The 17,394-nt window shown below is 68.0% G+C and carries 18 protein-coding genes; 5 read left to right on the top strand and 13 right to left on the bottom strand.

Translation table 11 applies throughout. From position 1 onward, the window contains the following. Positions 1 to 27: 27 nt before the first annotated feature. Positions 28 to 513: a DUF305 domain-containing protein gene (locus IQ458_RS06340; protein WP_203322248.1), complete on the bottom strand. Its 486-nt coding sequence runs from the start codon at positions 511 to 513 to the stop codon at positions 28 to 30. Between the two features lie 291 nt (positions 514 to 804). Here IQ458_RS06340 and IQ458_RS06335 point away from each other — a divergent pair, with 291 nt between their 5' ends. Continuing rightward, positions 805 to 1,392, top strand: coding sequence for an OmpO family porin (locus IQ458_RS06335; RefSeq protein WP_183640254.1), 588 nt, complete (start codon positions 805 to 807; stop codon positions 1,390 to 1,392). A gap of 449 nt (positions 1,393 to 1,841) precedes the next feature. Here the strand turns inward: IQ458_RS06335 and IQ458_RS06330 are convergent, their stop codons facing one another. The 5 genes from IQ458_RS06330 to IQ458_RS06310 form a co-directional block, all read right to left on the bottom strand. Next, positions 1,842 to 2,864 (bottom strand): NAD(P)H-dependent glycerol-3-phosphate dehydrogenase, encoded by a 1,023-nt coding sequence (locus IQ458_RS06330; RefSeq protein WP_183640251.1) that lies wholly within the window; start codon positions 2,862 to 2,864, stop codon positions 1,842 to 1,844. 52 nt (positions 2,865 to 2,916) lie between these two features. Further along, positions 2,917 to 3,432, bottom strand: coding sequence for a protein-export chaperone SecB (gene secB, locus IQ458_RS06325; RefSeq protein WP_183640248.1), 516 nt, complete (start codon positions 3,430 to 3,432; stop codon positions 2,917 to 2,919). Positions 3,433 to 3,522: 90 nt separating this feature from the next. Beyond that, the gene (locus IQ458_RS06320; protein WP_183640245.1) at positions 3,523 to 3,957 is read right to left on the bottom strand and encodes a rhodanese-like domain-containing protein; all 435 of its coding nucleotides are present in this window, start codon (positions 3,955 to 3,957) and stop codon (positions 3,523 to 3,525) included. A 63-nt stretch (positions 3,958 to 4,020) separates the two neighbouring features. Then, a complete protein-coding gene (locus IQ458_RS06315; RefSeq protein WP_183640242.1) occupies positions 4,021 to 4,437 on the bottom strand; it encodes a hypothetical protein in 417 nt (138 codons plus the stop codon). Between the two features lie 36 nt (positions 4,438 to 4,473). Then, positions 4,474 to 4,932 (bottom strand): YiiD C-terminal domain-containing protein, encoded by a 459-nt coding sequence (locus tag IQ458_RS06310; RefSeq protein WP_235996641.1) that lies wholly within the window; start codon positions 4,930 to 4,932, stop codon positions 4,474 to 4,476. Between the two features lie 16 nt (positions 4,933 to 4,948). On the opposite strand from IQ458_RS06310, the gene IQ458_RS06305 reads away from it, so the two are divergent. The 3 genes from IQ458_RS06305 (at position 4,949) to IQ458_RS06295 (ending at position 8,073) form a co-directional block, all read left to right on the top strand. Continuing rightward, the gene (locus IQ458_RS06305) at positions 4,949 to 5,725 is read left to right on the top strand and encodes a uroporphyrinogen-III synthase (RefSeq protein ID WP_203322247.1); all 777 of its coding nucleotides are present in this window, start codon (positions 4,949 to 4,951) and stop codon (positions 5,723 to 5,725) included. Positions 5,726 to 5,833: 108 nt separating this feature from the next. Beyond that, complete coding sequence (locus tag IQ458_RS06300) at positions 5,834 to 6,814, top strand: uroporphyrinogen-III C-methyltransferase (RefSeq protein ID WP_203322307.1); 981 nt, start codon at positions 5,834 to 5,836, stop codon at positions 6,812 to 6,814. Then, positions 6,811 to 8,073 carry a heme biosynthesis HemY N-terminal domain-containing protein gene (locus IQ458_RS06295; protein WP_183640235.1) on the top strand — a complete coding sequence of 421 codons (1,263 nt, stop codon included), beginning with the start codon at positions 6,811 to 6,813 and terminating at the stop codon, positions 8,071 to 8,073. Before IQ458_RS06300 ends, IQ458_RS06295 begins: the two co-directional genes overlap by 4 nt. Positions 8,074 to 8,224: 151 nt before the next feature. On the opposite strand, the gene IQ458_RS06290 is transcribed toward IQ458_RS06295, so the two are convergent. Then, positions 8,225 to 9,505 (bottom strand): acetyl-CoA C-acetyltransferase, encoded by a 1,281-nt coding sequence (locus IQ458_RS06290; RefSeq protein ID WP_183640232.1) that lies wholly within the window; start codon positions 9,503 to 9,505, stop codon positions 8,225 to 8,227. A gap of 97 nt (positions 9,506 to 9,602) precedes the next feature. Between IQ458_RS06290 and IQ458_RS06285 the strand changes: the two genes are divergently transcribed. Beyond that, complete coding sequence (locus IQ458_RS06285) at positions 9,603 to 10,490, top strand: hypothetical protein (RefSeq protein ID WP_203322246.1); 888 nt, start codon at positions 9,603 to 9,605, stop codon at positions 10,488 to 10,490. Positions 10,491 to 10,537: 47 nt separating this feature from the next. On the opposite strand, the gene IQ458_RS06280 is transcribed toward IQ458_RS06285, so the two are convergent. The 6 genes from IQ458_RS06280 to glnA form a co-directional block, all read right to left on the bottom strand. Continuing rightward, positions 10,538 to 11,104, bottom strand: a complete 567-nt coding sequence (locus IQ458_RS06280) for a superoxide dismutase family protein (protein WP_425504645.1) — start codon at positions 11,102 to 11,104, stop codon at positions 10,538 to 10,540. Between the two features lie 56 nt (positions 11,105 to 11,160). After that, positions 11,161 to 12,600 carry a nitrogen regulation protein NR(I) gene (ntrC, locus tag IQ458_RS06275; RefSeq protein WP_183640222.1) on the bottom strand — a complete coding sequence of 480 codons (1,440 nt, stop codon included), beginning with the start codon at positions 12,598 to 12,600 and terminating at the stop codon, positions 11,161 to 11,163. After that, entirely contained in the window at positions 12,590 to 13,642 is a 1,053-nt protein-coding gene (locus IQ458_RS06270; protein WP_183640219.1) for a two-component system sensor histidine kinase NtrB, read from the bottom strand. Before IQ458_RS06270 ends, ntrC begins: the two co-directional genes overlap by 11 nt. Positions 13,643 to 13,704: 62 nt before the next feature. Beyond that, positions 13,705 to 15,105, bottom strand: a complete 1,401-nt coding sequence (locus tag IQ458_RS06265) for an ammonium transporter (protein WP_425504644.1) — start codon at positions 15,103 to 15,105, stop codon at positions 13,705 to 13,707. Positions 15,106 to 15,198: 93 nt separating this feature from the next. Then, complete coding sequence (locus IQ458_RS06260) at positions 15,199 to 15,537, bottom strand: P-II family nitrogen regulator (protein WP_055941078.1); 339 nt, start codon at positions 15,535 to 15,537, stop codon at positions 15,199 to 15,201. Between the two features lie 336 nt (positions 15,538 to 15,873). After that, positions 15,874 to 17,283, bottom strand: a complete 1,410-nt coding sequence (gene glnA, locus IQ458_RS06255) for a type I glutamate--ammonia ligase (protein ID WP_141454571.1) — start codon at positions 17,281 to 17,283, stop codon at positions 15,874 to 15,876. Between the last annotated feature and the right edge of the window lie 111 nt (positions 17,284 to 17,394).

Raw genomic sequence — 17,394 nt, 5'->3', positions numbered from 1 at the left:
CCGGCACAAGCAGGGTCGCCGACGCCGTCATTCCAGCCGGGATTTCATCTGCGTGATCTCGGCTTCCTGGCCGCGGATGATGCCGTCGCACAGGCGGCGCAGATCCGGCGCGTCCAGTTCCGCCTTCCGGCACATCAGGACGGCGCCCGCATGGTGGGGAATCATCGAGCGCAGGAACTGCTGGTCACCGATGGCCCACTGTCCGCGGATTCCCAGCCAGCACACCAGTGCGACGACAAGTGCGCAAAAAGCCAACAGCAGGTTGAGCCGGCGATCCGGATACATGCTCCGCATCAGCAGAACCTCGATCAGCAGCATCGGCGCCGCCATCAAGCCGGCCATGTAGATCTGGTTGAGATTGTGGAAGACGTTGCCGGGACGATCGACCATCGCATACATCAACAGGTACATGACCGCGAAGGACAGCGCGATCATCACCAGCAGGCGCCTGTAGTGACCCGATGCCCGATGATTGCCGTCGTGCGCTTTTTCGTGCGGGGATGATGCGGCCATGACCTGCTCCTCGTTTCCTTTCCTCGACACCCGCAACGCTAGGTCGTCGCCGGTGTGGGATGCGTGCAGGAATCCCGCACGTGATGAAAGGCTGACTTTGCGCGTCGGCCTGCGTTTTTCGGCCGCCTGCTCATGTGCCGAAAGTTCCGCAAATCACTCTTCAATTTATGTACTGCTCAGTTTGATATTCAGGGCACATTGAGGGCGCTAACGGATAATTCACATCACCAGCAGCGAACGGATCACCTCCTCAGCGCTGGATACCAACTAAAAAAATAGAGGTTTGAGCGTATGAAGAAGTCCTTGCTTGCCCTGACCCTGCTGGCCGCCCTGCCGTTCGCCGCCTCCGCGGCCGATGGCGTCTCCTACAACTACGTGGAAGGCGGCTACACCAAGACGAACATCGATGGTCCGGATTCCGACGGCTGGGCGCTGAAGGGCTCGGTGGCCATCCACCCGAACTTCCACCTGTTCGCTGATTACAGCCAGCAGGAAGTGGACGACGTGAAGGTCGACTTCGACCAGTGGCGCGTCGGCGTCGGCTACAACCACGAGCTGTCCAAGCGCGTGGACCTGCTGACCCGCGTGGCCTACGAGAAGGTCAAGACCGATCGCTTCACCACCCCGTCCGGCATCCGCGTTCCCGGTTTCAGCGCCGATGGCTACAGCGTCGAAGTCGGCGTGAACAGCGCACTGACCAACCGCCTGAACGGTTATGCCCTGGCCGGTTACGAAGACGGCGACGACTATGACGGTGACTTCTACGGCCGCCTCGGCGCGCAGGTGAAGTTCACCCCGAACTGGAGCGCCTCGGCCGACGTGAAGGTCGTCGACGGTGGTGATACCCAGTGGTTCGTCGGTCCGCGCTTCAGCTGGTAATCCAGGAAGCCACACCGCCTCCCGCGACGTGTCTCTCTCTCCCCGCGTCGCGACCCGAAGCCCGGCCACAAGCCGGGCTTCTCTTTTCTGGTCCAAGCGGCGCGAATGCCGTTTCTCCGGCCTCGAAGATGGAGATGGCCCGCCATCCGGTGGTTGAGGAGCGGCTACATTTCGCGCCAAGAGCAAATCCCCCTCGGTCCCCCTTCTTCGAAGGGGGAGGCGAAGCGGGTTTCCCTAGGCGGTCGAGTCGTTGATAGCCCCCTTGATCAGTCATTCGGCTGTTGAAAGCGAAAAAGGGGGCGGGCACCTGCGCAGCAGGTAAAGGAGGATTTGCTCTTGGTAGAAGAGCAAATGCTCCTCAACCACCGAATGGCGAGTCCACTTCCCGGCAACCATAAAAAAGCCCGGCCAATGACCGGGCTTTCTGCATCCTCGATCCGCTCGACGGCTTACTTGAACAGCGTCTCCGGATATTCCGGTTTCTGTTCGCGCGCCAGCAGTTGCTGCAGGCCCAGCGTGGGCGTTATCTCGCCATGCAACACGGCACGGACCGCGCTGGAGATCGGCAGGTCGATGCCGTGCCGCTCCGCCTGGCGCATCACTTCGTCGGCGGCCTGCATGGATTCGACCACCTGGCCGATTTCGCGGATCGCTTCCTGGATCGGCTGGCCACGCCCCAGCGCCAGGCCCAGCCGCCGGTTGCGCGAGAGATCGCCGGTGGCGGTGAGCACCAGATCGCCCAGGCCAGCCAGGCCCATCAGGGTTTCCGGCTTGCCGCCGATTGCCGCGGCCAGTCGCAACATCTCGTTGAGGCCGCGGGTAATCAGGCCGGCGCGCGCATTCAGTCCCAACTGCATGCCATCGGCGACGCCGGTGGCCACGGCCAGCACGTTCTTCATCGCGCCGCCCAGTTCGGCGCCGACCATGTCGTCGCCGGTGTAGGCGCGGAACGCCGGGCCATGCAGCACTTCGGCCATCAACTGGGCGAAGCCGGCGTCATGTCCATGCACGGTGACCGCGGTCGGCAGGCCGAGTGCGACTTCCTTGGCGAAGGACGGGCCGGTGACGACGGCCAGCGGCACGTCCGCGCCCAGGATTTCCTCGGCGACCTCATGCAGGAAGCGTCCCGAACCGGGCTCGAAGCCCTTGGTGGCCCAGGCGACGCCGGCGCCGGCCGGCCGCAGCGGGGCGACCAGCTTCAGCGTTTCGGTGAACGCATGCGACGGCACCACCACCAGCACCAGTTCGGCGCCTTGCATGGCGGTGGCGAGATCGGTGGTGGCGCGCAGGCTTTCCGGCAGCGCGATGCCCGGCAGGTAGCGCGGGTTCTCGTGCTGCGCATCGATCGCGGCCGCGACTTTTTCGTCGCGGCCCCACAGCACGACCTGATGGCCGTTGCGAGCCATCAGGGTCGCCAGCGCGGTGCCCCAGGAGCCCGCGCCGAGGACGGCGATCCTCAACGAATCAGCCATGCGTCACCCCCATCGGCGCGGTTCGCGCCACGACGGGATTGTGCCTCATGAATCAGGCGTTGCCCGCCGGTTCCGTGTTGGCCAGTTCGCCGTCGCCACCCTGCTGCGCGGCGCGCTGGCGCAGGGTTTCGGCGTACAGGGCGTCGAAGTTGATCGGCTGCAGGAAGAACGGCGGGAAGCCGCCGGACTGGACCAGGTCGCTGACCAGCTGGCGCACGTACGGGAACAGGATGTTCGGGCACTGGGTGCCGAGCAGCACGTCGACCGCCTGCGGCTCCAGGCCGACCAGGCCGAAGATGCCGGCCTGCTGGACTTCGGCCACGTACGCGGTCTTGTCGCCGGCCTTGCAGGTCAGGGTGACGCCGAGCACGACTTCGAACGCGTTCTCGTTCAGGCGCTGCACGCGCTGGTTGAGGTTGAGCTGCAGGTCCGGCTGCACGTTCTCGGTGAAGATGGCCGGCGCACCCGGGACTTCGAACGAAACGTCCTTGACGTAGATCTTCTCGACGGTGAACGCGGCGCCAGCTTCGGCCGGCGCGACGGCGCCGTTGTTGGTTTCTTCGGACATTTCGAAACTCCGGGAATTCGGTTGAACGGAAAGTAAAGAGGGTGATTATGGCATGTCTTGGCGACGCGCCCGCCCGGAATCAAGGGCGGCTCAGCGGCCCTTGATCAGCGGCAGGTCGGCCTGCTGCCAGGCGGCGATGCCGCCATCCAGCCAGTACACCTGGGTGAAGCCGGCCTTCTTCAGGCGCTTGGCCGCGTCCGCGGACGCCTGGCCATTGCGGCACACCATCACCACCGGCAGCGCCTTGGCCGGGGACAGCAGCTTGCTCTCCGGGTCGAACTGGCTGGGCGCGACGTTGCGGCTGCCGGCGATGTGCCCCTTCTCGAAATCGCCGGTGGCCGACAGATCCACCACCAACGCGTTCTCACGGTTGATGAGACCAGTGAGCTCGGCCGGGCGCAGGGCCTTGTAGCCGCGGAACAGGCGGGCGATTTCGGTGTAGATGATCACCGCGGTCAGGCCGACGAGCAGCAGCGACAGGACCGGGCTATGGGCGACGAACGCCTGCAGTTTTTCGAAACTCACGGGAATACGCGGGTCTGGGCAAACCGCGATTGTCGCATAGCGGCGCGGACTGCGGCGGGGGCGCTATTCGCCTTCCCAGAAGTCCGGCAGGCCACCGACCAGCCACCAGCGCTTGCCCTCGGCGTCCCAGCGCCAGCGCTCGCGGTAGCGCAGGGTTCGCTCGGCCTGGGTATGGCGGTTGATCACCCGGACCTCGATCAGGCGCACGACCACCTCGTCCGGTTCCACCAGGCTGGACAGGTCGCGATAGCCGGATACCTGGACCTGCTCGTAGCGCCGCAGCTCGAATTCGCCCATCGGGTGCGCCGCGGCGTAGGCGGGCTCGACGAAGGTCCATGCGCCTTCGAAATCGCCCCAGCGAATCGCCGCCGCGTAGGCGTTCTGGGCCTGTTCCAGCTTGGCCCGCTGCCGCCCTCCCGCGGCCTGCACACCGAACGCGGCGATCGCCAGGACCACCAGCAGTACCCAGCGCAGGCTCATCGGCATCGGTTCCCCTCCCCCACAGGTACCTCCATCCTACCGCCTCGCGATGGCGACGAAACGACCGCTCAAGGTGGTGGCCGCGCCGCCATCGGGCAGGTACACCACCGCCTCGACCTGGATCCGCGCCCGCCCGCGCTGGCGCAGGGTGGCCAGGAAGGTCTCCCAGGACTCGCCCGGCGCCAGCCGGGCTTCTGCCTGCAGATCCGAACGCAGCGGCGCGAGATAGCGGATGTTGCTGTCCGCCACATACACTTCGGCGGATTCGCCGGCCAGATCCAGGCCGAGCGTGACCCGTCCCCAGCCGGCCACCGTCATCAGCGAAGTCAGGCTGCCGCCGAACGCAGTGCCCTTGTCATTGACGTTCCGCGCCAGCGGAGCCGTCAGGCGCAATACGCCATCCGCATAGCCGGCAACTTCCACCTGCATGGCGGCGACCGGCGGCATCCCGCGACAATACGCACGCAGGCGATCCAGCGCGGCTTCGGCATTCATCACGGATAATCCGCCCATGGCTTCGGATAAAGACGCAGGATGGTACGTGATCTCGCTGCGGCCGCAGGGCGGGCATGAGGCGCTGCGCCGCGCGGCGGCGCGGCGCGGCGCCGGGCTGCTGGCGTTGTCGCCGTGGCGGATCGCCGTGCGCGGGGACGAAGCCGCGCGCGCAGCGCTGGCGCGTGCCCTGCAAGGCGACCTCGTGCTGTTCACCAGCCCGGCGGCCGTTGCCGCCGCCGCGAGCCTGCAGCATCTGCAGGCCGCGCCGGGACAGACATGGCTCGCCGTGGGCAGTGGCACCGCGCACGCGCTGCGTCGCCAGGGCATCGCTCGGGTCTCGGCGCCTGCGCGGATGGACAGCGAAGGCCTGCTGGCCCTGCCCGAACTGCAAGCGATCGCGGGCAAACGGATCGGCTTCGTGACCGCGCCGGCCGGCCGCAACCTGCTGGCGCCCGGCCTGGCGGAGCGCGGTGCCCGCCTGGAACGCGCCGACGTTTATGAACGAACGGACGTGGCCGTGTCGGCGCGCAGCCTGCGGGCGCTGGAACAGTTGCGCGCGCCGGCCTGCGTGTTGATCAGCAGCGGCGGTGCGCTCGAACGGCTGGTGGCGCAACTGCCGTCGACCGCACTCGAAACGCTGCGGCGCCTGCCGGCGATCGCCGCCAGCGAACGACTCGCGACGCAGGCATCGCAAACCGGTTTCGCGCGCGTGCTGCAGGCCGCCGGACCTCGCAACGCGCACATGCTGGACGCCGCGGAAACCGCCCTGTCGCGGCCCGATCCGCTAGCATGAGCCCACGACGCCCGCCAGAACGACAACAAGGACGGTCGAGTGAACGACGAAAACCCTTCCCCTTCTCCTTCCGGTAACCGGGATCGCCGCGGCGGCCGCGGTGCGTTCATGTGGCTGCTGGCGCTGATCGCGCTGGCCGCCGTCGCTGCGCTGGGCTGGCGCGGCTGGAAGGCGCGCGACGCGCAGGCACAGGCGCAAGCCGCCGATGCCGCGCAACGCCTGGGCGCCATCGAACAGCGGCTGGAATCGGTGCGTCGCGATCAACGCACGCTGACCCAGCGTGTCCAGGACGCGGCCGCGACCAACCGCGTGTTGCGCGATGAAGTGCTGGGCCTGGGCCAGCGCGGCGCCCTGCTCGAGGAAAGCGTCGCCAAGCTGTCCGACCCGAGCCGCCACGGCGCGCAGGCCCTGCGCCTGGACGAAGTGGAGATGCTGCTGTCGCTGGCCGGGCAGCGGCTGAGCGTGGCCGATGATCGCGACGGTGCCCGTCGTGCCTACGCATTGGCTGCCGGCGCGCTGGAAGGCATCGACGATCATCGTCTGCTCAATCTGAAGCAGACCCTCGCGCAGGAGCGCCAGGCATTGGAGGCGCAGGGTGCGGGACCACGCGCGCGCCTGAGCCGGCAGTTGGACGCTTTCGCCGCAGGCCTGGCGGGGTTGCCGCAGCGCACGGCAGCGGCGTCGGCGGTGACCGAGCAACGCCGCTGGCAGCGCTGGCTGGCGCCGCTGGTGGACGTGCGGCCGAGCCGCCAGGCGGCGTTCGTCGCTCCCTCCGATCGCAATGCCGGCGAAGCCGCGCTGCGCATCGAGATCAGCCTGGCGCACGCGGCGCTGGAACGCGGCGACGCGGCCGGCTTCCAAGCCTCGCTGAACCGCATCGATCAATGGATCACCCGGTTGTGGCCGGATTCACCGGCACTGCGTCAGGGTCGCCAGCAGCTGGCGGCGATGCGCCGGCTGCCGCTGCGAGACGACGTGCCGCTGCTGGGCAGTACCCTGGAACAGCTGCGCAGCCTGCGCTCCGCGGGTTTCACCGCGCCGCCTCCCGCTGCCACGGCGACCCGACTGGAGGAGGAGACCGTGCCATGAAGGTGTTCCGCACCACCGTCATCCTGCTGATCCTGCTGGCCGTGGGCGTGTTCGCCGCGCAATGGTTGGCGCAGGAACACACTCGTGATTTTGGCCGGGTATTCGTGGAGTTCGGCGGCAACGACTGGGAAACCGACGTGCCGCGCGCGCTGCTGTCGCTGCTGCTGGTCGCCGGCGTCATCTGGCTGCTGCTCAAACTGCTGACCCTGCCGTTCCGCGCCTGGGCTCGGCATCGCCGGAAGCAGGCGCGCGCGCGCCTGATCGAGGGCCTGGACAACCTGCATGGCGGCCACTGGAACCGTGCGGAAAAGTTGCTGGAACGCGCCGCCGAGGATGATGAAGTGGGCGCAATCGCGCGGATCGCCGCGGTGCGCGCGGCCGATGCCCGCGAGGACGAGGCCGCCGCCCGCCGCCATCTGGAAGCGCTCGCGCAGCGCAGCGCGGCGGCCCATGCGTTGACCACCGCCGATCGCGCGCTGGCCCGCCAATCCCCAATCGAAGCGCTGACCGCGCTGGAATCCCCTGCCGCGCAGCCGCTGCCGCCGCGCGGACTGTCGCTGCGCGCGCAGGCGCTCGCCCAGCTCAATCGCAGTGGCGAAGCCTATGGCCTGCTGGGCGCGATGAAGCAACAACAGTCACTGTCGGGCGGTAGGCTCGATACGCTGGAAAAGGAACTGGCTGCCCGCGCGGTGCGCGAGGCCGGCGACGCCAACGTGCTGGCGGAGCGCTGGGAAACCCTGTCCAAGCCGCTGCGCAACGATCCCGCGGTGGTCGCCGCCTATGCCGAGCGCGCGGCCGCGATGCGCTGGGAAGATGCCGCCATCCGCAGCCTGGAGTCGGCCATCGACGTACGTTGGGACGAATCCCTGGTCGCGCTGTATGGACGGCTGCCGGTGGGCAAGGCCGATTCGCGCCGGGCGAGCGCGCAGCGCTGGCTGCAGGCGCACCCGGCCAGTCCCGCGCTGCTGGTCACGCTGGCGCGGCTTGCCCGCCAGCAGGGACAGTGGCCGCAGGCGCAGGAATTCCTGCACCGCGCGCTGGCGCAGGGAGCCGGGGCGGACGCATGGGAAGAACTGGGTGAAGGTTTCGCCGCCGTTGGCGACGAAGCCAGCGCGCGGCGCAGTTTCGCCAACGCGTTGCGTGCGCTGCGCGGCGAGCCGGCGATCGAACTGCCGGGGCGCGACATGAAGCAGAAGATTTTCGATGCGGCGGTGGTCGAGGAACGCGACGAACACGGCCTGCCGCGCCTGCGCGGCTGACAAACCGCGCATCCCGCACACCGGGTGGGATAGAGGTAGGAGCGGCCTCCGGCCGCGAGCTGTTCCGCGGGCTCGTCCCCGATTGCCTCGCGCGTCCACGAGAAGGAGCTCGCGCCGGGACGGCGCTCCTACCCGGTCGTGTATGTGCGAATCAGCGCTCGATGATCGCGACCACGCCCATGCCGCCGGCGGTGCAGATCGACACCAGGCAACGGCCGCCACCACGCTGCTTCAGTTCCTTGGCGGCGGTGGCGACGATGCGCGCACCGGTCGCGGCGAACGGATGGCCGGTGGCGAGCGAGGAACCATTCGGGTTCATCTTCTCCGGATCGATCCGGCCCAGCGGCGCGTCCAGGCCCAGCCGGTTGCGGCAGTAGTCCTCGCTCTCCCACGCGCGCAGCGTGCACAGCACCTGCGCGGCGAAGGCTTCGTGGATTTCATAGAAATCGAAATCCTGCAGCGTCAGGCCGTGGCGCTTGAGCATTTCCGGCACCGCGACGGTCGGCGCCATCAGCAGGCCCTCGCCGTGCACGAAGTCGACCGCCGCCACCTGCGCGTCGCGCAGGTAGGCCAGCGGTTCGTGCCCGTGCGTGCGTGCCCATTCCTCGCTGGACAGCAGCACCGCGGCCGCGCCGTCGGTCAGCGGCGTGGAGTTGGCCGCGGTCAAGGTGCCGCGCCCGGAAGTCTTGTCGAACGCCGGCTTGAGCGTGGCGAGCTTTTCCAGCGAGGTGTCCGGACGCAGGATGTTGTCGCGCTCCAGTCCGCGGAACGGCGCGATCAGATCACTGAAGAAACCGCGCTCGTAGGCCGCCGCCAGCTTCTTGTGCGAGGCCACCGCCAGTTCGTCCTGCGAATCGCGGGAAATGTTCCATTCCTTGGCCATGTCCTCGCAGTGATCGCCCATGCTCTTGCCGGTGCGCGGCTCGGCCACGCCGGGAAACTCGGGCTTGAGCTCGCTGAACTTGAAGCCCTTCACCAGCGTCTTGATCTTGTCCTGCGTGGTCTTGGCGCGATTGGCGGCGAGGATGCGCGCGCGCAGCTTCCTGCCGTAGACGATCGGCACGTCGGAGGTGGTGTCCGAACCGCCGCCGATGCCCGATTCGATCTGTCCCAGCGAAATCTTGTTGGCGACGGTGATGATGCTGTCCAGGCTGGTACCGCAGGCGCGCTGCAGGGTGATGCCCGGCGTCAGCGGCGAAAGCCCGGAGGACAGCGTGGCTTCACGGCCCAGGTTCCAGTCGCTGGAATGCTTGATCACCGCGCCCATCGCCACTTCGCCGAGTTGCTGGCCATGCAGGCCGAAGCGCTCGACCAGCGCGCCGAGCGTGCGCACCGACATGCCCAGGTTGCCCACATCCGCATAGGCGGTGTTCTGCCGGCAGAACGGAATGCGGACGCCACCGAGGATGGCGACGGGACGGGCGGCTGGCATGGAGGACCTCATCACGGTGCGGTGGTTCGGAAGCCGCGGCGGCGGCAGGCATAATGCGAGAGTGTAATGCCCCCCTCCATCGCCGCCAAACCTTGATATGACCGCATCCGCAACGACCGCCGACGTGAAGGGATTCCTGGCGCTGGAACTCTCCGCCGGAAACGCCCCTGCGCAGGCCGCGCTGCGGCCTGCCGACGCCGCCATGCTGGTGGAGCGGATTGGCCGCGACCTGGCTGCGCTGGTGCCCGCCATCCGCGATCTGGATCTGACCCTGGCCGCGGCGCATTTCGACCCCGCCGAGGCGCTGCGCCCGGGCTGGCCGCTGCATCGTCGCCTGCAGGAGCTGCAGCAGCGCGCGCCCGGCCGCAACAGCGGGCCGCGGATGATCGCCTTCGGCGCGGATGAGCACGGGGAAGTCCCGCTGCCATTCGCCTCCGAGAACGATCTGGCAGGCGGGCCGCTGCGCGTGCTGCCGTTCCTGCTCAGCGGCGAGAACCATACGGTTTCCGAAGTTGCCGAACGGTTGGAAGCGATCCTGCTGGAGACCGGCATGGCCCAGGCCGATACCGCGCTGCTCGCGCAGCAGGCCTTCGGCGCGCAGATCGAACACGCGCGCTACCTGACCCTGCATGATCTCGCCGCCATGACCGCGATGCAGTACGGCCACGGCGGGCTCGATTCGCTCTGGCCGATCATCGAGACCGCGCTGCTCGCGCCGGATCGGGAAGAATGGCTGGACGCATCGCCGGAGCCGCTGCTGCGCTACCTGGACGGCGAAGTACGCATCGCGCTGTTCGAGCCTTCCGCCTGGCGTGCGCGCTACGCGCCGCAGGAAGCCACCGAAGAACGGCTGGAGCGCGCCTACAACCATTTCCTCGCCCGCCAGCAGCAATTCGCCGCGGTACTGGAAGCGCACGGCATTCCGGTGCTGTTCGCGCACTGCGCCGGCTATGCGGATCCGCGCGACGCCCTGGGCCAACCCTGAGCCGGGCGATAGCGGGAACGACGCGTTGCGCCGTTCCCGCCTGACCGTCACTGGGTGACGGTGATGATCCCGCAGGCCACGCGCGCGCCGGCGTTGCCGGCGGGCTGGCTGGTGTAGTCGTCCGGCGAGCCGTGCACGATCAGTGCCCGCCCGGCGATGTCGTTGGGCGCGCCGCCGCCGAGAGTCACGCCGGTCAGGTGCACGTTGATGCGGGCCACGCCTTCGGCGTTGGCGGTGACATTGTCCATGTCGCCGGCATGATGCGCGCCACCGCCGGCCTTGCCGTGGGTGGTCGCGGTCGGATTGAAGTGCGGGCCGGCGCTGCTGGCGTCCACCGCGCTGCAATCGCCTTTCTCGTGCACGTGGAATCCATGCGCGCTGTTGGCCGGCAGTCCGCCGACTTCGCCGGTCAGGTGCGCGCCATCGGCCATCGGCACCAGCGTGATCTTGCCGCTGACCAGGCTTCCCGACGCCGAGGCGAGGTTCGCGATGCCCTGCTTGGCGGTGCTGGTGGCGGCCGGGGCGGCGGGCTGTTCCGCCGGCTTCGGGTTGCTGCCGCAGGCGGCAAGCGCGACGGCGGTGACGGTGGCGAGCAGTGCGGTACGCATGGCGATCTCCTGGAAGCGTGAGCACGCAAACGTAACCTCAGCTTCATTCAGGTGCAATGAATTCAGCGCCGCTTGCGTCCCGGGCCCAGCTTGCGCGTCACCGTGTTGCGCCCCACGCCCAGCCGCGACGCGGCCTCGGCGCGTCGGCCCTGGGTGAATTCAAGGGCCACTTCCAGCAGGGTCCGATCGAAGCGTTCGCGCGCCTCGGCGTGCAGGCCATCGGCGCCTTCGACCAGGCGCGCGCGGGCCCAGCCGGCCAAGGCTTCGTCCCATTCGCCCGCGGAGGTGGCCGGCGGATTGCGGATTCCACCACGCGGCAACACCGCTTCCAGATCGGCGCCGCTGATGACATCGCCCGGCGCGAGCGCCGCCAATCGCCAGCACACGTTTTCCAGTTCGCGGACGTTGCCGGGCCAGGCATACGACTGCAACTGCACCTGCGCCGCGTGCGAGAAGCGCTTGGGCGCGATGTCCAGCTTGCGGGTGGCGGCGGCCAGGAAGTTGTCGGCCAGCTGCGGCACGTCGGCCAGGCGTTCGCGCAATGGTGGCAACTGCAGGCGCACCACGTCGAGGCGGTGCAGCAGGTCGGCACGGAAACGGCCTTCGGCGACCAGCGTTTCCAGATGCTGATGGGTCGCGGCGATCACCCGCACATCGACCCGGATGAGCTCACGCCCGCCCACGCGGAAGAATTCACCCTCGGCGAGCACGCGCAGCAAGCGGGTCTGCAGGGGCAGCGGCATGTCGCCGATTTCGTCCAGGAACAAGGTGCCGCCGTCGGCCTGCTCGAAGCGGCCGATGTGGCGTTTCTGCGCTCCGGTGAAGGCGCCGGCCTCGTGGCCGAACAATTCGCTCTCCAGCAGTTCGGCGGGAATCGCGGCGGTGTTGAGCGCGACGAACGGCTTGCGCGCACGCGGCGATTCCTGGTGCAGCGCGCGCGCGACCAGTTCCTTGCCGGTACCGGTTTCGCCATTGATCAGCACCGACAGCGGCGCCTGCGCCAGCCGCCCGATCGCGCGGAACAGCGCGCGCATCGCCGGGGTGTCGCCAATCAGGCGGGGCGGGCCCGGCACGGAACCGGCCGGTTCCATGGCCGCGGAGACATCCTGCTCGGCATCCGGCAGCGCGCGCGCAGCCAGGGCGACGGCATCGTCGAGATCGAAGGGCTTGGACAGGAACTCGTGCGCGCCGCCGCGGAACGCGCCGGCAGTGCTGGCGACGTCGGTGTAGGCCGACATCACGATGACCGGCAATTGCGGATGCGTGGCCTTGAGCTTGTCCAGCAGCACCAGCCCATCGTCGCCGGGCATGCGCACATCGGTGAACAGCAGGTCCGGCGCGCCACGCGCGCCCAATGCCTGCAACGCCGCGGCGGCGCTGTCGAAACCATCCACGTCGTAGCCCGCGTCGCGTAGCGCGGTGGCAAGGACGAAGCGCACCGAGCGGTCGTCGTCGACCACCCAGATGCGTTGCAGATGGGGCGTGGCGCTGTCAGTGGACATGGCGTTCCTCTTCCTCGTCGCTCCCCGGCGGCAACAGCAGGGTGAAAACGGTATGGCCGGGACGCGAACGGTAGGTCAGGGTGCCGCGATGTTCGCGCGCCACCTGCTGGGCCAGCGCCAGGCCCAGCCCGCTGCCTTCGGCGCGCCCGCTGACCAGCGGCAGGAACAGGTGTTCGGCCAGTTCCTCGGGCACGCCACGGCCGTCATCGATGATTTCCACGCGCAGCGCCATCGTGTGCAGGTGATCGTGGATGCGCAGGCCATGTTCCACCCGCGTGCGCAGCACGACGCTGGCGGCGCCGGCCTGGATCGCGTTGCGCACCAGGTTCCAGACCGCCTGGGTCAGCCGGTCCGCATCGCCGGGCAGTTCCGGCAGGCTGGGGTCGTAGTCGCGTTGCAGGCGCACCGACCAGCCGCCCTCGGTTTCGGCCAGACGCAACACGCGCTCCAGCACCGCATGGATGTTCAGCGGCGCATGCGGCCGCTGCGGCGCCGGCGACAGCAACTGATCCAGCAGGGTGTTGAGGCGACCGATTTCCGATTCGATCAGGTCGATCAGTTCGCGCTCGTCCTCATTGTCGGTGCGCTGCCCGGCCCGCCGCGCCAGCAGTTGCGCGGCGCCCTTCAGGCCGGCGAGCGGGTTGCGCAGTTCATGTGCCAGCCCCTTGAGCGCGGCGCCCAGGGCGCTCGGCAGCACCTGGGTCGGATCCGGGGCCGGGAATTCGTCCACCGGGTGCGCCTCCAGCAGCCAGCCGCCGCCGTCCAGCCGCGACAGCCAGCCCTCGGCGAAGCGCGGCGCCTCGCCGCCCGGCATGCCCAGCGCCATGCGGTGCAGGCGCAGCACGTCGTGATCGGTGTTTTCCAGGAAACGCGCCATCGCGTCACCCTCCATTTCCAGTGCCGCCAGTGGCTGTCCCTGCAGGCGCCGGGCGCTGACGCCCAGCCAGCGGGCGAACGCCGCGTTGACCCCGGCGATGTGGCCGCCGGCATCGGCCCAGGCCACCGGCGTGCTGAGCGCATCGGGAGCGGGTGCGGGAAACATGGGGAAAGTCACCGGGGCCGGCATTGCACCAGTTTAGTGCAAAGCCGGCCCGGTGGCGGGAATCAGGCCTCGTAGGCCGATTCGCCGTGGGACGTGATATCCAGGCCCTCGCGCTCGGCTTCCTCGGCCACCCGCAGGCCGAACACCAGCTTGGCGATCAGGAACGAGACCACCGACACCACGCCAATCCAGACGATGGTGATGCCGACGCCCAACGCCTGGATGCCGACCTGGCTGGCGATGTCGTAACCCTCGCCCTTCACCCCGCCCAGCGAGGCGGCGCTGAACACGCCGGTGAGGATCGCGCCGACGATGCCGCCCAGGCCATGCACGCCAAACACGTCCAGGCTGTCGTCCGCGCCCAGCAGGCGCTTGAGGCCATTCACGCCCCACACGCAGATCACGCCGGCGGCCAGGCCGATGACGATCGCGCCGAACGGTCCGACCGTGCCGCACGCCGGGGTAATACCGACCAGGCCGGCGACCGCGCCGGACGCCACGCCCAGCGCCGAGGACTTGCCCTTGGTGAACTTCTCGGTCGCCGCCCAGCCCAGAATCGCCGCGGCGGTGGCTAGCAGGGTGTTGAGGAAGGCCAGCGCCGCGCCGGCATTGGCTTCCAGGTTGGAACCGGCGTTGAAGCCGAACCAGCCCACCCACAGCAGCGAGGCGCCGACGAAGGTGAAGGTCACGTTGTGTGGCTTCAGCGCCTCACGCCCGAAGCCCACGCGACGGCCGACGAAGTAGGCACCGACCAGGCCGGCGATGCCCGCATTGATGTGCACCACGGTGCCGCCGGCGAAATCCAGCGCGCCTTTCTCGAACAGGAATCCGCCCGCGGCCCACACCATGTGCGCCAGCGGCAGGTAGCCGAAGGTGAACCACAGCACCGAGAACAGCACGACCGCGGCGAACTTGGCCCGTTCGGCAAACGCACCGACGATCAGCGCGCCGGTGATGCCGGCGAAGGTCGCCTGGAACGCGACGAACACGTACTCCGGCAGGCTCACGCCGGCACTGAAGGTCGCCGCCAGCGATTCCAGCGTCACGCCTTTCAGCAGCGCCTTGTCGAGATTGCCGATCCACGGTCCCTCGCCCGAGAACGCCAGGCTGTAACCGTAGAACACCCACAGGATTACCAGCAGCGAGAACACGGTGGCGACCTGGATCAGCACCGACAGCACGTTCTTCGAACGCACCATGCCGCCGTAGAACAGCGCCAGGCCCGGCACCACCATCAGCAGCACCAGCAGGGTGGAGGTGAGCATCCAGGCGACGTCGCCCTTTTCCACCACCGGTGCGGCTTCGGCGGCCGGAGCGGCTTCGGCGGACGCGGTGGCTGCGGGCGTGGTTTCGGCGACCGGCGCCACAACTTCGGTGGCGGCCGGTGCCGCGGTTTCCTGCGCCGATGCGGATGCCGGCGCGGGCGCCGGATCCTGGGCCGAAACGCCGGCCGCGAACCCCATCGTCATCACGCCGCATACGGCGGCCAGGCACAACGCTTGCGCACGGGCTTTCCACCCGTCGAACAGTCGAGTCTTCATGTGGGGCTCCGAGTGTTAGAGCGCGTCCGCGCCGACTTCGCCGGTGCGGATGCGGATGACCTGGTCGATGGTGGTCACGAAGATCTTGCCGTCGCCGATCTTGCCGGTGCCGGCAGCCTGCTGGATGGCCTCGATGACCGCTTCCAGGCGTTCGTCGGTGACGACGGTTTCGATCTTGATCTTGGGCAGGAAATCGACGACGTACTCGGCGCCGCGATACAGCTCGGTGTGGCCCTTCTGCCGGCCGAAGCCTTTCACTTCGGTGACGGTGATGCCGGACACGCCCGCCTGCGACAAGGACTCTCGGACCTCGTCGAGTTTGAACGGCCGGATGATGGCGGTGATCAGTTTCATGCGCATACCCCGATGGTGGATGGAACCGGCCGGCCGCAGCCGGCCGGTGGTTTCAGGACACCCGTGCGCGCAGCCCCCTGGCGGCGGACACGTTCTCGGTGCGGAACAACCCATGAGCCGCACAAACCGTCGCCGCGATGCATCGCGGTGACGGTAGGTGACGTGGGAGGGAGTGGCGGCTCATGGTTCTCTCCTGTGTTGCTCTGTGTTGCGTTCCCCTGTGTTGCCGGTGTTGCGATCTCCTTGAAGCGGTGCGGCTCCCCGGCTCCCCAGCCGGGTCGAGGTGCGGCGATGGCGACGGGTGGGAGGGGATTCCGTCGCCATCGCCGCGGTTGCTCAGTTGCCGTAGTACAGCTGGTATTCCAGCGGGTGCGTGGCCGCGCGGAACTTGGTCACTTCCTGCATCTTCAGCGCGATGTAGCCATCGATGAAGTCGTCGCTGAACACGCCGCCGGCCTTGAGGAAGTCGCGGTCCTTGTCCAGCGCTTCCAGCGCCTGGTCGAGGCTGGAGCAGACCTGCGGGATGTTCTTCTCTTCTTCCGGCGGCAGGTCGTACAGATCCTTGTCGCTGGGCGCGCCCGGATCGATCTGGTTCCTGATGCCGTCCAGGCCGGCCATCATCAGCGCGGCGAAGGTCAGGTAGCCGGTCTGCAGCGGATCCGGGAAACGGATCTCGATGCGGCGCGCCTTCGGGTTGGACACCCACGGAATGCGGCAGGAAGCCGAACGGTTGCGGGCCGAATAAGCCAGCATCACCGGCGCCTCGAAGCCCGGCACCAGGCGCTTGTAGCTGTTGGTGCCCGAGTTGGTGAAGGCGTTGATCGCGCGGGCGTGCTTGAAGATGCCGCCGATGTACCACAGCGCCATCTGCGACAGGCCGCCGTAGCCGTCGCCGGAGAACAGGTTGGTGCCGCCCTTGGCCAGCGACTGGTGCACGTGCATGCCGCTGCCGTTGTCGCCGACGATCGGCTTGGGCATGAAAGTGGCGGTCTTGCCGTTGCGGAAGGCCACGTTCTTGATGATGTACTTCATCGTCAGCAGCTCGTCGGCCTTCTTGACCAGCGAGTTGAACTTGGTGCCGATTTCGCACTGGCCGGCGGTGGCGACTTCGTGGTGGTGCACTTCGACTTCGATGCCGACCTGCTCCAGGGTCTTGCACATTTCGGCGCGGATGTCGTGCAGGGTGTCGGCCGGGGCGACCGGGAAGTAGCCACCCTTCACGCCCGGACGATAGCCACTGTTGCCGCCCTCGTACTTGGTGCCGCTGTTCCAGGCCGCTTCCTCGGAATCGATCTTGAAGAAGGTGTGGCCCATTTCATTGGCGTAGCGCACGGAGTCGAAGATGAAGAATTCCGGTTCCGGGCCGAAGAACGCCTGGTCGGCGATGCCGCTGGACTTCAGGTAGGCCTCGGCGCGCTTGGCGACGCCGCGCGGGCAGCGCGAATAACCCTGCATGGTGGCCGGATCCAGCACGTCGCAGGTCAGCACGATGGTCGGATCGGCGGTGAACGGGTCCAGGAAGGCGGTGCTGGCGTCGGGCAGCAGCACCATGTCGGATTCGTTGATGCCCTTCCAGCCGGCGATCGAGCTGCCGTCGAACATCTTGCCGTCCTCGAACAGCGAGGGCTCCACGATGTTGACCGGGAAGGTGACGTGATGCTGCACGCCGCGGACGTCCGCGAAACGCAGGTCGACGAACTCGACCTTGTTGTCCTTGATCAGCTTTTCAACATTGTCCGCAGACATCTTGGAACCTCGGGTTGGTAGGAACGTGCCTTCTCTTCAGCAAACAGTGTGCCAACCCAAGGAATCCGATAAGCGATTGTTTTTAAAGGACTGAAATTCACCTCGCATTGG

The organism is Pseudoxanthomonas beigongshangi, assembly GCF_016820515.1.
Lineage (GTDB): Bacteria > Pseudomonadota > Gammaproteobacteria > Xanthomonadales > Xanthomonadaceae > Pseudoxanthomonas_A > Pseudoxanthomonas_A beigongshangi.
This window is presented reverse-complemented; position numbering and strand designations above follow the sequence as displayed.

Coding starts and splice junctions, on each gene's coding strand:
- IQ458_RS06310 (WP_235996641.1), bottom strand. CDS start 4,932: ATGAATGCCGAAGCCGCGCTGGATCGCCTGCGTGCGTATTGTCGCGGG.
- IQ458_RS06340 (WP_203322248.1), bottom strand. CDS start 513: ATGGCCGCATCATCCCCGCACGAAAAAGCGCACGACGGCAATCATCGG.
- IQ458_RS06305 (WP_203322247.1), top strand. CDS start 4,949: ATGGCTTCGGATAAAGACGCAGGATGGTACGTGATCTCGCTGCGGCCG.
- IQ458_RS06270 (WP_183640219.1), bottom strand. CDS start 13,642: ATGTTTCCCGCACCCGCTCCCGATGCGCTCAGCACGCCGGTGGCCTGG.
- IQ458_RS06300 (WP_203322307.1), top strand. CDS start 5,834: ATGTGGCTGCTGGCGCTGATCGCGCTGGCCGCCGTCGCTGCGCTGGGC.
- glnA (WP_141454571.1), bottom strand. CDS start 17,283: ATGTCTGCGGACAATGTTGAAAAGCTGATCAAGGACAACAAGGTCGAG.
- IQ458_RS06265 (WP_425504644.1), bottom strand. CDS start 15,105: ATGGGGTTCGCGGCCGGCGTTTCGGCCCAGGATCCGGCGCCCGCGCCG.
- IQ458_RS06285 (WP_203322246.1), top strand. CDS start 9,603: ATGACCGCATCCGCAACGACCGCCGACGTGAAGGGATTCCTGGCGCTG.
- IQ458_RS06335 (WP_183640254.1), top strand. CDS start 805: ATGAAGAAGTCCTTGCTTGCCCTGACCCTGCTGGCCGCCCTGCCGTTC.
- IQ458_RS06295 (WP_183640235.1), top strand. CDS start 6,811: ATGAAGGTGTTCCGCACCACCGTCATCCTGCTGATCCTGCTGGCCGTG.
- IQ458_RS06315 (WP_183640242.1), bottom strand. CDS start 4,437: ATGAGCCTGCGCTGGGTACTGCTGGTGGTCCTGGCGATCGCCGCGTTC.
- IQ458_RS06330 (WP_183640251.1), bottom strand. CDS start 2,864: ATGGCTGATTCGTTGAGGATCGCCGTCCTCGGCGCGGGCTCCTGGGGC.
- IQ458_RS06260 (WP_055941078.1), bottom strand. CDS start 15,537: ATGAAACTGATCACCGCCATCATCCGGCCGTTCAAACTCGACGAGGTC.
- ntrC (WP_183640222.1), bottom strand. CDS start 12,600: ATGTCCACTGACAGCGCCACGCCCCATCTGCAACGCATCTGGGTGGTC.
- secB (WP_183640248.1), bottom strand. CDS start 3,432: ATGTCCGAAGAAACCAACAACGGCGCCGTCGCGCCGGCCGAAGCTGGC.
- IQ458_RS06290 (WP_183640232.1), bottom strand. CDS start 9,505: ATGCCAGCCGCCCGTCCCGTCGCCATCCTCGGTGGCGTCCGCATTCCG.